The organism is Streptomyces sp. NPDC090106 (assembly GCF_044747265.1).
Classification (GTDB): Bacteria; Actinomycetota; Actinomycetes; order Streptomycetales; family Streptomycetaceae; genus Streptomyces.
Genome location: NZ_JBIVDS010000013.1, coordinates 44,585 through 56,745 on the forward strand (window position 1 = coordinate 44,585; position 12,161 = coordinate 56,745).

The window sequence follows — 12,161 nt, forward strand, 5'->3', positions numbered from 1 at the left end:
TCAGTCCACCTTCCTCGAATTGGCCATGGATGGAGTCTCCACTCACGCCACAGGGTGTCATGCAGCAGGCCACTACCACCACAGGGGGCATCTCTTGGCCACGAAGAGCCGTCTGACGCGACGGTTGATCCAGCTCTACGTCGGTCTCGCGCTGTACGGAGCGAGTTCCGCGCTGCTCGTCGAGGCCGGGCTCGGTCTGGAGCCCTGGGGTGTGCTGCACCAGGGCCTCGCCGAGCTGACCGGCGTCTCGATCGGCGTGGTGTCGATCTTCGTGGGCGCCGTGGTGCTCCTGCTGTGGATACCCCTGCGCCAGCGGCCGGGCCTCGGCACCGTCTCCAACGTCTTCGTGGTCGGCCTCGCGATGGACGGCACGCTCGCCCTGGTCCCCGACCCGCACGGCCTCGCGGTGCGGATCCCGCTGCTGCTGGCCGGTGTCGTCCTCAACGGCGCGGCCACCGGCCTCTACATCGCCGCGCGCCTCGGGCCCGGCCCCCGGGACGGGCTGATGACCGGGCTGCACCGGCGCACGGGGCGGTCCATCCGGCTGATGCGCACGGCCGTCGAGATCGCGGTGGTGGCGACCGGATTCGTCCTCGGCGGCACCATCGGCGTCGGCACCGTGCTGTACGCGCTGGCCATCGGACCGCTCGCCCAGCTCTTCCTGCGGGTGTTCGACGTCCCCGCGGCATCGGACGGCAGCACGGTCGTTGCCGAGGGGCAACCCCGTCGGGCCATACTGCGTCGGTGAGCACCGCGATACGCCATCCCTACCTCGACCATCCGGGACCGATCCCCTTCGCCCACCGGGGCGGGGACGCGGACGGCCTGGAGAACACCCTGTTCCAGTTCCGCAGGGCGCTCGAGGCGGGCTACCGGTACCTGGAGACCGACGTCCACGCGACGGCGGACGGACGGCTCGTCGCCTTCCACGACGCGACCCTGGACCGGGTGACCGACGGAGCGGGCCGGATCGGCGACCTGCCCTGGACCGACGTCAGCCACGCGCGCGTGGCGGGCCGGGAGCCGGTGCCGCTGTTCGAGGAACTGCTGGAGACCTTCCCGCAGGCACGCTGGAACGTCGACCTCAAGGCGGAGTCGGCGCTGCATCCCCTCCTGGAGCTGATCGAGCGCACGGACGCCTGGGACCGGGTCTGCGTCGGCTCGTTCTCCGAGGCGAGGGTGGTGCGCGCCCAGCGGCTGGCCGGCCCCCGGCTGGCCACCTCCTACGGCACCCGCGGGGTACTGAACCTGCGGCTGCGCTCCTGGGGTGTCCCGGCGGCGCTGCGCGGTTCGGCGGTCGCGGCCCAGGTTCCCGAGGCCCAGTCCGGCATCCAGGTCGTCGACCGGCGCTTCGTGCGCGCGGCCCACGCGCGCGGGCTCCAGGTCCACGTGTGGACCATCAACGAGGCCGATGCCATGCACCGTCTCCTGGACCTGGGAGTCGATGGCATCATGACCGATCACATCGACACACTGCGCAAGGTCATGAAGGACCGCGGCGTCTGGGTCTGACAGCCTCTCGCGCCTGGGACCGCGGGCTGCGCGCGTCCCGGCGAGGGGGCGGTATGAGCACGGAGAGCGTGGCCACGGAGGCGGCCGAGCGACGGCGCGAGCAGCGCGGCTGGTACTTCTACGACTGGGCCTGCTCGGTCTACTCGACGAGCGTGCTCACCGTGTTCCTCGGCCCTTATCTGACCTCGGTCGCCAAGGACGCCGCCGACGCGGACGGGTTCGTCCACCCGCTGGGCATACCGGTGCGCGCGGGCGCCTTCTTCGCCTACTCGGTGTCCCTTTCGGTGATCCTGGCCGTGCTGGTGATGCCCCTGGTGGGCGCGGCGGCCGACCGGACGGGCCGCAAGAAGCCCCTCCTGGCGGCGGCGGCCTACGTCGGCGCCGCGGCGACGACGGCGATGTTCTTCCTCGGCGGCGACCGCTACCTGCTGGGCGGTGTCCTGCTGATCGTCGCGAACGCGGCCTCGGCCGTCGGGACCATGCTCTACAACTCCTACCTGCCGCAGATCGCGCCGCCCGAGGAGCGCGACGCGGTCTCCTCCCGCGGCTGGGCCTTCGGGTACGCGGCGGGCTCGCTCGTCCTGGTCGTGAACCTGGTCCTCTACACCGCGCACGACTCCTTCGGTCTGTCCGAGGGCATGGCCGTGCGGATCTGCCTGGCGTCGGCGGGCCTGTGGTGGGGCGCCTTCACCCTCGTCCCGCTGCGGCGGCTGCGCGACCGGGCCGTGGAGCGGCGGGAGGCGTCGGTCCCCGGGTTCCGGCAGCTCGCGGCGACGGTGCGGGACATGCGGCGCCATCCGCTGACGCTGGCGTTCCTGCTGGCGTACCTCGTCTACAACGACGGCATCCAGACGGTGATCTCCCAGGCGTCGGTGTACGGCTCCGAGGAGCTGGGCCTGGAGCAGTCGACGCTGATCGGGGCGGTGCTGCTGGTGCAGGTCCTGGCGGTGGCGGGCGCGCTGGGCATGGGGCGGCTGGCCCGGGTCTACGGGGCCAAGCGGACGATCCTCGGCTCGCTGGTCGCGTGGACGGTGACGCTGGCGGCCGGGTACTTCCTCCCGGCCGGGGCCCCGGTGTGGTTCTTCGTGCTGGCCTCCGGGATCGGTCTCGTCCTCGGCGGCAGCCAGGCCCTGTCCCGCTCCTTGTTCTCCCATCTCGTGCCGCCGGGCAAGGAGGCCGAGTACTTCTCGGCGTACGAGATGAGCGACCGGGGCATGAGCTGGCTGGGCCCGCTGCTGTTCGGCGTGACGTACCAGCTGACCGGAAGTTATCGCGACGCGATCATCTCCCTGGTGGCCTTCTTCGTCATCGGGTTCGCCCTGCTCGCGAGGGTTCCGGTGGCCCGGGCGATCCGCGACGCGGGCAATCCCGTTCCCGAGAAGATTTAGCGTTCGACGCCAAAGGGCGGTAGTGTACGCGTTTGGCCTGCCAGGCGTACCGTTACTGCGCGTCAAAGATGCCGAAACGCTGGGTGACATCTGTTAGCAGATGTGACAAACCGGGCGCCGGTGGGTACAACAAGGGGCGGCTACGACGGCGACGCATGACCCGGGTCGGGACTCGGAACGGGAATCTTTACCGCCGACCGGACGTTGACCGGATGACGACGACAGCGACACCTGTCCTGTGGGCGACAAGCCCGGGAGGCACGATTCATGAGTGAGCGAGCTCTTCGCGGCACGCGCCTCGTGGTGACCAGCTACGAGACGGACCGCGGCATCGACCTGGCCCCGCGCCAGGCCGTGGAGTACGCATGCGAGAAGGGGCATCGTTTCGAGATGCCCTTCTCGGTCGAGGCGGAGATCCCGCCGGAGTGGGAGTGCAAGGTCTGCGGGGCCCAGGCACTCCTCGTCGACGGCGACGGCCCTGAGGAAAAGAAGGCCAAGCCCGCGCGTACGCATTGGGACATGCTGATGGAACGACGCACCCGCGAGGAACTCGAAGAGGTCCTCGAGGAGCGTCTTGCGGTCCTTCGTTCCGGAGCGATGAACATCGCCGTTCATCCTCGGGACAGCCGCAAGTCCGCATAGTCCCGCCAGGGCCTGAGCGGCAACAGCGAACGCACCAAAAAAGACCGAGGGCGCCGTACGAGATCTCGTACGGCGCCCTCGGTCTTTTGTCTTTTCCTGCCCCGAGGCGCTCAGCGGGTGAGCGGCGGGCGCGGCTCCTGCGGGGCGTCGCGCGGCTCGTCGTCCCGGACGACCTCGCCCTGGACGACCTTGCCGTCGGGGCGGTGGATGCGGGTCTGCTGGAAGGCGTTGCCGAGGCTGCCCGGGGCCGCCTTGCCGATCCTGCGCTCCACGGCGCGGCCCAGGGCCTTCTGGACCGGCGGGAGCAGCAGGAGCAGACCGGCCGCGTCCGAGACGAGTCCGGGCAGCATGATCAGCAGCCCGCCCAGCATCATCAGGCCGTTGCCGCCGCCACTGTCGGGCGCCGCACCGCGCTGGAGCGCCTCGTTGAGACTCTTGAACGCCCGGCGGCCCGCCCGCTTGATGACCACGGCGCCGAGCACGAACCCGGCGACCAGCAGCAGGAAGACGGTGAACCCGCCCGCCGCGCCGGCCACCACGGTCAGCAGCCAGATCTCCAGCACCAGCCAGGCCGCGATCCCCAGCGGCAGGAAGGTGCGCAGCCGCGAGCGCCGCGGCCGGGCGGGATAGGTGGGGTTCGGAGCGCCAGTCGTCATGTGTCCAGTGTGCCTGGGTCCGGCTCAGTGCGGCATAAGGGGACGATCAGCCCGGCCCTCAGCCCTTCCTGCCGCGCCCCAGCACCTTGCCGACCCGCTCGTTGACCCCCCAGGTGGTGACCCGCCACAGGGCCTCCACGAGGATGTCGCGGCTCATCTTGGAGTCGCCGTGCTCGCGCTCGACGAAGGTGATGGGCACCTCGACCACGTGGTAGCCGGCACGGACGGCGCGACGGGCCAGGTCGACCTGGAAGCAGTAGCCCTGGGAGGCGACGTCGTCGAGGCCGAGCCCTTCGAGGGTCTCGCGGCGGAAGGCGCGGTAGCCGCCCGTGATGTCCCGCAGGGGCAGGTCGAGGGCGACCCGGGAGTAGAGGCTGCCGCCGCGGGAGATGAACTCGCGGGACCTGGGCCAGTTGACGACCCGGCCGCCGGGCACCCAGCGGGAGCCGAGGACGAGGTCGGCGCCCTTGAGCGCGGTCAGCAGACGGGGCAGTTCCTCGGGCTGGTGGGAGCCGTCGGCGTCCATCTCGACAAGGACTCCGTAGCCGTTGTCCAGGCCCCAGTGGAAGCCCGCGAGGTAGGCGGCGCCGAGGCCTTCCTTGCCCTTGCGGTGCAGAACCTGGACCTGGCCGTCCGCGGCGGCGAGCTCGTCGGCGAGTTTGCCGGTGCCGTCCGGGCTGTTGTCGTCGGCGACCAGTACATGGGCCTCGGGAACAGCCTCACGCACCCGGCCGACGATGGTCTTGATGTTCTCCGCCTCGTTATAGGTCGGGATGATCACCAAGGCCTTGCCGAGCGGGCCGAACCGACCCCCTTTGCCCTGTTCAGCGAGGGTCCCGTCGCCGTCGTTCACTGCTGCCCCTTAGTCCGTAACGCAGGCACCCACCATAGTGGGCCGCGGTCGGCACCGACGTGACAGGAGGTTCATATGGTGGTGTCGATTTAACAAGAGCTGGGTAAGCAGTAACTTTTCAGGCACTGTGCGACCTGCGGATGGGGGCCCGGCGCCCTTCGGGCCGACCTGGGATCCGCCGGCTGCGGATCGACCGAAAGCCGTTGTCTACTGAGCGCCCGGGCCCCACCCGGGTCACACCTCCCCGACCGGCCGGAACGTTCCCTCGCGGCGGCGCGGGCGCTGAGCCTGGCTCCCAGTGGCGGTGCTCCGGTGCGGCACACCGTCCCTGACCCAGCGGCGCGGCCGCGAGTGCGTGGACGTTCCCGGTCGGGCGTCCGGTGGTGGACTGGGCCGAACCTACCGGCCCCCTGCCGTCGCCTGTCAACAGCCGTTCGACCTGCGCGTTCTCCCTCAAACCCCTGGTCAGTGCGGAGGCGGCGCAGGTCGTGCGAGAGGGCGTCGGCGGCCGAACGGGTGCACGCCGACGCCGTAGATCACTCGCTCGGCCGTACGAACACCGTGCGTCCGCCGACCACCGTGCGCAGGCAGAGCGGCAGGTCCGCGCCCGGGGAGAGGTCGGGCAGACCGGGGGTACCGGAGCGCGGGTCGGTGGACCAGCGGGCGACCCGGTCGTCCGGGGCCTGGACGACGAGTTCCTCGGTGCGCCACACCGCGTAGTCCGCGGGCGCGCCGGGCACCAGGGCGCCCGCGTCGTCCCGTCCGACGGCCCGCCAGCCGCCCCGGGTGTGGGCCGTGAAGGCGGCGCGTACCGAGACACGGTGCTCGGGGGTGCGGTGGAAGGCGGCGGCGCGGACCGTGCCCCAGGGGTCGAGGGGGGTGACCGGGCTGTCGGAGCCGAAGGCGAGCGGCACACCGGCCCGCAGGAGGGCCGCGAAGGGGTTCAGGGCGCGCGCCCGCGCGGCACCGAGGCGCTGGGCGTACATGCCCTCCTCGCCGCCCCACAGGGCGTCGAAGGCGGGTTGCACGGAGGCGGTCAGCCCGAACTCCGCGAAGGCGGCGATGGTCTCGGGGGTGAGCATCTCGGCGTGCTCGACGCGGTGCCGGGCGGCGCGGACACGGGCGAGGCCGACCTTCTCGGCGGCGGCGCGGACGCCCTCGACCACGGCGCTCACGGCGGCGTCCCCGATCGCGTGGAAGCCGGCCTGGAGGCCCGCCTCGGTGCAGGCGACGACATGGGCGGCCACGGCGGCGGCGTCCAGGTAGGCCAGACCGGTGTGGCCGGCGTCGGAGTAGGGCTGGTGCAGACAGGCGGTGTGGGAGCCGAGGGCACCGTCCACGAACAGGTCCCCGGCGGCTCCGGCCGCGCCCAGTTCCCGCGCCTTCTCGACGTCCTGTTCGGCCCAGTAGCCGACGACCCGCGGTCCGGTGCCCTCGGCGGCCAGGCGCAGCAGGCCGGTGAAGTCGTCCTCGGAGGAGATGCCGGGGCCCGCGCACTCGTGGACCGAGCCGATGCCGAGGGAGGCCGCGTGGGCGAGCGCGGCACGCTGGGCCTCGGCGCGCTGGGCCGGGGTGACGGCGCCGAGGGCGGTGGCGCGGACGGCGTGGTGGTCGTCGGCGGTCAGCGGGCCGTCGGGGCGGCCCAGGGAGGTCAGGTCGAGCAGGGCGGTGCTCGCGACCGCCGAGTGCACGTCGATGCGGGACAGGTACAGCGGGCGCCCGCCGGTGGCCTCGTCCAGCTCCGCGCGCGTGGGCGGACGGCCGCCGGGCCAGCGGGCCGCGTCCCAGCCGTGGCCGAGCAGCACCCGGTCGGCCGGGCGGGCGGCGGCGAAGTCGCGGACGAGCCCGAGGGCGGCCTCCAGGGAGGGGGCGTCGGACAGGTCGAGGCCGGTGAGGGCGAGGCCCGTGGCGGTGGTGTGGACGTGGGCGTCGGTGAACGCGGGGGTGACCAGGGCGCCGTCCAGGTCGACGGTCTCGTCGACGCCGTCCGCGAAGGCGTCGGCGGCGCCCTCGGAGCCGACCCAGGCGACCTGACCGCGTTCCACGACCATCGCGGTGGCGAAGGGGTCGGCGGGGCTGTGGACCTCGCCCCGGCGCAGCAGGACGGTCTGGGGCACGGCGGTGGACTCACTCATGGGGAACAGTCTCGCGCCTGGCGGGACCGGCTCCGTACGCAGGTCGGTCAGACGCGGGGCGGCCGTGCCTCGTAGGGCGTCGACAGGACCACCGTGGTCCGGGTCGAGACCCCGGCCAGCGACCGCAGACGCGCGAGCAGCTCCTCCAGCTCGTGCGGGGTGGCCACGCGCACCTTGAGGATGTAGTTCTCGTCGCCGGCGACGCTGTGGCATGCCTCGATCTCGGGCACACCGGCGAGGCGGTCGGCGATGTCGTCGGGCGCGCTCGGGTCGAACGGTTTCACCGAGATGAACGCGGTCATGGGCAGCCCGACGGCCTCGGGGTCGACGACGGCGGCGTACCCGCGGATCACGCCACGCTGCTCCAGCCGGCGCACCCTCTGGTGCACGGCCGACGTGGACAGGCCCGTGGCCTTGCCGAGGTCCGTGTAGCTCATACGCCCGTCCTTGACGAGCAGCCGCACGATTTGACGGTCCAGCTCCTCCATGGCGCAAGAACCTACAGTGCCGCTGATCTCCTCGGATACCTGAGCGGCCCAGGTCATGCCCGGTTCGTGATGTGACCGAGAGCGGGCTGTGAGCCGTCTGGGGACAAAACGGCCGGGTCACGCATCTGCATGCGGCATGTGACGAACGCCACACCGCTTGAACGCTCTCCGTGATGCTCTCGTGATTACCGCCGAGACGGGACGGGAAGTGCTTGCTGTGGTCGAGGCCGCAGCGCCTTCACGGCCCAGCCCGAGGGGGAGAATCCCATGCAGAATCCCAAGCGCCCTGGTCGTACCGCACCCAAGCGGCTCCAGGCGGTAGCCGAACCCGAGCCGGAGGGTGTCGAACCCGACGCTCTCGACGACGAGTTCGACGCGTACGACACCTTCGAGATGTACCGGGTCGTGTGCCCGGACTGCGTCCAGCCGATCGCCCTGCTGGCGGACGAGGAGGTCCTTCCCGAGCACGCGCTGTGCGCCTCTCCCTGGAACCCGTTCGGTCTCACGGTCTGCGCCGGCACCGGCCGCCGCGCCACCGAGGCCAGCCCCGCGGACGAGGACGCCACTCCCCAGGAGCAGGACACCGCCCTGCTGTTGACGCTCCCTCAGGGGCTCGACTGGCGGACCCAGCCCTTCTCGCACGTGGGCGGTCCCAGCTCGCGTCCGATGCGGGTGCCCCCGATGCGGCGTCAGGCCGCCTGAGCGCGCCCTCTCCGGGTCAGATCGCTCCGTCCCAGTAGCTGCCCTGCACCATGGCGCGCAGACTGCCGTGGTGCAGGATCAGTGTGTCCGGATCCGCCGGGACGACGGCCTCCCCGAAGTGCACCTGCCGATAGGCGACCCGCAGCATGACGACGGCGTGCCGCAGCGCGGCGTAGAGCGTGTGGAAGTCCATGTCGCGCGGGGTGTGCCCGGTGAGTTCCGCGTACCGTGCCTCGATCCGGTCCCGGCGCAGGAAGCCGGGCAGTCCGCGCTGCCCGAAGGACGTGGTCAGGTCCTGGAAGAAGCGGTGCAGGTACACGGTCCAGCCGAGGTCGACCTCGCGCGGGGCGAGTGCGGCCATCTCCCAGTCGAGGACCGCGGCGGGCTCGAACCCGTCGTAGACGACGTTGCCGATGCGTGCGTCACCCCAGTTGAGGACGGGCGGGCCGGGTTCGGCGGGCCAGAGTTCCTCCAGCCGGTCGAAGGCCGACTCGATGAGGGGTGAGCGGGCGACTCCGTCGACGACCCAGTCGTAGTAGGCGCGTTGGGCGGTGACATGGCGGCGCAGCGCGTCGCCCTCGCCGGGGAGTTCGAGGAACCGCACCTCCTGCGGCGGGACTTGGTCGTGCAGGCGGGCCAGCAGGCCGATGGAGGCGGCCTCCAGGCGTTCGCGTTCCCCGTCGCTCGCCGCGTGCAGCCAGTTGCCCTCGTAGGTGTACGGCATGACGTCCGGCGGGACCCGGCCCTCGACGCGTTCCATCACGAAGAAGGGCGCCCCGAGCGGCCCGGGATCCTCCTCCAGCCACAGGACGCGGGGCACCGGCAGGTCGGTGCGCTCCCCCACGACCCGCATGGTCCGGAACTGGCGGACCATGTCGTAGACCGGGAAGACGGTGTACGCCGCCGGGTCCGCCGCCAGCCTCAACGCACAGGCCCGCAGAGGTGGTTCGGGGTGCTCGATGTCGAAGAGCAGGGTCTCGCTGGACATGCCGTTGGAGGCGGGGACGGTGACCGAGGCGGCCTTGGCGCCGGGGAGCCTGGCGTCGAGCCAGACGGTGAGGCGGCGGGCGAGGTCCTCCGGGTCGCGGGTGGTGGTGCGCGGTCGGGGCGCCATGGCCAACTCCCTTATGTCGCGACCGAGTCGAAGCCGGTGAACCCGCTCGGGTCGTGCCGCCCGAACGATCCGTGCTCGAAGATGCCGTACCCCACCCGTCCGTCCAGCCGGAAGCGGGCGGCGTGGTCGGTGACGCCGTACGCGGCGAGCGGGTGCGGCCGGGTCAGGTCGTAGGTGCGCCGGTCGGTCCAGCCGTGGCCGTGCCAGGTGCCGTGCTGCCAGTCGTCGGCGGGCGGGTAGCCCGCACCGAGGGCGAGCGGCGAGGAGGTGAGGATCTCGACCTGGAGCTCGCGCGGCTTGCGCGGGTCGCCGAGGTGGATCACCGCGCGCTCGGGGTGCCGGGTGCCGGGGCGGTAGGTGATCTCCGGGTGGGGCCAGCCGAGTTGGCGGTCGGGGTGGCCGGGGCGCACGACGGTGGCGTCGTTGAGCGTGCGGTAGCCGTCGGCGTCCTCCTGGACGATCACCATGAGGAAGCGGTCGTTGAAGCGGACCGGGCACCAGAGCCAGTGGAATCCCTCGGTGGGGTGTTCCTCGGCGAGCCTGCCGCCTTCCTCGCCGGGCAGCGGGCGCACTCCCCAGCTGCGGTCGCGGGTCCCGGTCCAGCCCGCCACCCGCAGCTCCTCCCCGCCCGCCCGCACGACGCCGTCCACGCTGCCCGCCTGGACGAACCGGCGGCCCTCCAGCGTCAGCCGTCCGCCGCGCCGCTGCACATGGTGGGGCTCCCACAGCGCCGGGTGGTCGGCGCTCCAGACGAGGTCGCAGGACAGAGTGTCGTCGTCGCAGAGCAGGCGGAGCCGGCGCAGTGGCTCCTCGACCTCGATGCGCAGGGGGCCGACGGCGAGCCGCAGCCGGTCGTCGCCGAGGGCGTCGGAGGCCCGGACGGCGTGCAGGGTGTCGCCGGTGCGCAGGGTGACGTAGGCGTCGGTCACGCCGACGTTCGGGTAGACGCCGAGGCCGAGGATCAGCAGGGCCCGGCCCTCGTGGTCGAACACCTGGAAGATGCAGCGGTCGTAGGCGTTCCGGTCGCCGGTGGCCATGTGCCGCATGGACAACGGGACTTGGTGCACCGGGTACTCGTCGAGCGCAATGGGACGGTCCTCGCCCACGGCGAACCCCCTGTCGTCGGCCGCGCTGAAGCCCGGGAAACGGCTGGGCTGACGGTACGTCAGATGGGTGCAGGTGGCCAGAGACGGGGGCGTCGGCGAACTCACGGTCGATTCCGCTCGCGGGTGACCTGCCCGCCCGGCACCGCGTTGCCCAGGTATGACCCCTACATATTCACCGTCCGGGCGCCGGCGCCGGGTCTTCGTCCCCGCGCCCGCAGAATCGGTTCCGCCGACGCCCCCGCAGGATCCGCCGATCTACCGCGAGCTGATCCGCACCTGGGCCGACCGGGGCCGCACCCTGCCCGGGCGCCACGATCCGGAGTGGGTCCGGCTCGCGGCGCCGCAGGTCAGGCCGGGTCAGTTCAGCGGGACTCCGGACCGGCCAGGTGACGGGCGATGACCATCCGCTGGATCTGATTGGTGCCCTCGACGATCTGGAGGACCTTGGCCTCGCGCATGTAGCGCTCGACCGGGAAGTCCGCGGTGTAGCCGTATCCGCCGAGCACCTGGACCGCGTCCGTGGCGGCCTTCATCGCCGTGTCGGTGCAGTGCAGCTTGGCCATGGCCGCCTGCTTGGCGAAGGGCCGGCCGGCGTCCCTGAGGCGCGCCGCCGCCAGGTACAGCGCCCGGCCCGCCTCGATCTGGGTCGCCATGTCGGCGAGCATGAACCGCAGCCCCTGGAAGTCGGCGATCGGCTTGCCGAACTGCCGCCGCTCGGTCGCGTACGCCACCGCCGCGTCCAGCGCCGCCTGGGCCACGCCGATCGCACAGGCCGCGATGCCGAGCCGCCCGGAGTCGAGCGCGGACAGGGCGATCGCGAAGCCCTGGCCCTCCTCTCCGATGCGCCGCGCGTCGGGGACGCGGACGCCGTCGAGATGGACCTGGGCGGTGGGCGAGCCCTTCATCCCCATCTTCTTCTCCGGCGCCGCGGCGCTGAGCCCCTGCGCGTCACCGGGCACCAGGAACGCGGTGATCCCGCGCGGGCCCTCTTCGCCGGTGCGCGCCATGACCGTGTAGAAGTCGGCGATGCCCCCGTGCGTGATCCAGGCCTTGGTGCCGGTGAGGACCCAGCCGTCCCCCTCGCGCACGGCCTTGGTGCGCAGGGACGCGGCGTCCGATCCGGAGGCCGGTTCGGAGAGGCAGTACGCGCCGAGCAGTCCCCCGCCGAGCATCGCGGGCAGGTGTTCGACCTGCTGCTCCTTGGTGCCGTACGCGGCGAGCGCGTAGGAGGCGAGGGTGTGGACGCTGACGCCGAGGCCGACGGTGAGGCGGGCCGCGGCGAGCTCTTCGAGGACCTGGAGGTAGACCTCGTACGGCTGGTCGCCGCCGCCGTGCTCCGCGTCGTAGGGGAGGCCGAGCAGTCCGGACTCCGACAGAAGGGTGAAGACCTCGCGCGGGAAGCGTCCGGCGTCCTCCTCCTCGGCCGCCCGCGGGGCGATCTCTCGCTGCGCGATGTCCCGGACGAGGGAGATCAGATCCCTGGCCTCGTCCGTGGGCAGTTGCCGGTCCACCGGCTGCGGGGCGCGGTCGGGCATGGCGACGCTCTCCTCCCTGTCGGGCACATC

The 12,161-nt window shown here is 72.1% G+C and carries 12 protein-coding genes; 5 read left to right on the plus strand and 7 right to left on the minus strand.

All coding sequences use genetic code 11. The features are described 5' to 3' along the window. Positions 1-94 precede the first annotated feature (94 nt). From ACIPSE_RS34695 to ACIPSE_RS34710, 4 genes are all read left to right on the plus strand, one after another. Entirely contained in the window at positions 95-748 is a 654-nt protein-coding gene (locus tag ACIPSE_RS34695; protein WP_401670689.1) for a YitT family protein, read from the plus strand. After that, a complete protein-coding gene (locus ACIPSE_RS34700) occupies positions 745-1,512 on the plus strand; it encodes a glycerophosphodiester phosphodiesterase (RefSeq protein ID WP_401670691.1) in 768 nt (255 codons plus the stop codon). Before ACIPSE_RS34695 ends, ACIPSE_RS34700 begins: the two co-directional genes overlap by 4 nt. Positions 1,513-1,565: 53 nt before the next feature. Then, positions 1,566-2,900, plus strand: a complete 1,335-nt coding sequence (locus tag ACIPSE_RS34705; RefSeq protein WP_401670693.1) for an MFS transporter — start codon at positions 1,566-1,568, stop codon at positions 2,898-2,900. 267 nt (positions 2,901-3,167) lie between these two features. Next, positions 3,168-3,542: an RNA polymerase-binding protein RbpA gene (locus tag ACIPSE_RS34710; protein ID WP_003977404.1), complete on the plus strand. Its 375-nt coding sequence runs from the start codon at positions 3,168-3,170 to the stop codon at positions 3,540-3,542. A 110-nt stretch (positions 3,543-3,652) separates the two neighbouring features. On the opposite strand, the gene fxsA is transcribed toward ACIPSE_RS34710, so the two are convergent. The 4 genes from fxsA to ACIPSE_RS34730 all read right to left on the minus strand — a co-directional run bounded on the left by fxsA (position 3,653) and on the right by ACIPSE_RS34730 (position 7,674). After that, on the minus strand, positions 3,653-4,198 hold the full coding sequence (gene fxsA / locus ACIPSE_RS34715) for an FxsA family membrane protein (protein ID WP_401670695.1): 546 nt from the start codon (positions 4,196-4,198) through the stop codon (positions 3,653-3,655). Between the two features lie 58 nt (positions 4,199-4,256). Then, positions 4,257-5,051 carry a polyprenol monophosphomannose synthase gene (locus ACIPSE_RS34720; protein WP_401670697.1) on the minus strand — a complete coding sequence of 265 codons (795 nt, stop codon included), beginning with the start codon at positions 5,049-5,051 and terminating at the stop codon, positions 4,257-4,259. A gap of 536 nt (positions 5,052-5,587) precedes the next feature. After that, positions 5,588-7,186, minus strand: coding sequence for an amidohydrolase (locus ACIPSE_RS34725; RefSeq protein ID WP_401670700.1), 1,599 nt, complete (start codon positions 7,184-7,186; stop codon positions 5,588-5,590). Between the two features lie 47 nt (positions 7,187-7,233). Beyond that, positions 7,234-7,674: an Lrp/AsnC family transcriptional regulator gene (locus ACIPSE_RS34730; protein WP_401670703.1), complete on the minus strand. Its 441-nt coding sequence runs from the start codon at positions 7,672-7,674 to the stop codon at positions 7,234-7,236. Between the two features lie 267 nt (positions 7,675-7,941). On the opposite strand from ACIPSE_RS34730, the gene ACIPSE_RS34735 reads away from it, so the two are divergent. Next, on the plus strand, positions 7,942-8,376 hold the full coding sequence (locus tag ACIPSE_RS34735; RefSeq protein ID WP_401670706.1) for a hypothetical protein: 435 nt from the start codon (positions 7,942-7,944) through the stop codon (positions 8,374-8,376). Positions 8,377-8,392: 16 nt separating this feature from the next. Here ACIPSE_RS34735 and ACIPSE_RS34740 read toward each other — a convergent pair whose 3' ends face one another. From ACIPSE_RS34740 to ACIPSE_RS34750, 3 genes are all read right to left on the minus strand, one after another. Then, positions 8,393-9,496 (minus strand): phosphotransferase family protein, encoded by a 1,104-nt coding sequence (locus ACIPSE_RS34740; RefSeq protein ID WP_401670707.1) that lies wholly within the window; start codon positions 9,494-9,496, stop codon positions 8,393-8,395. Positions 9,497-9,501: 5 nt separating this feature from the next. After that, on the minus strand, positions 9,502-10,596 hold the full coding sequence (locus tag ACIPSE_RS34745) for a hypothetical protein (RefSeq protein ID WP_401671296.1): 1,095 nt from the start codon (positions 10,594-10,596) through the stop codon (positions 9,502-9,504). A 362-nt stretch (positions 10,597-10,958) separates the two neighbouring features. Next, on the minus strand, positions 10,959-12,131 hold the full coding sequence (locus ACIPSE_RS34750) for an acyl-CoA dehydrogenase family protein (protein ID WP_401670709.1): 1,173 nt from the start codon (positions 12,129-12,131) through the stop codon (positions 10,959-10,961). Between the last annotated feature and the right edge of the window lie 30 nt (positions 12,132-12,161).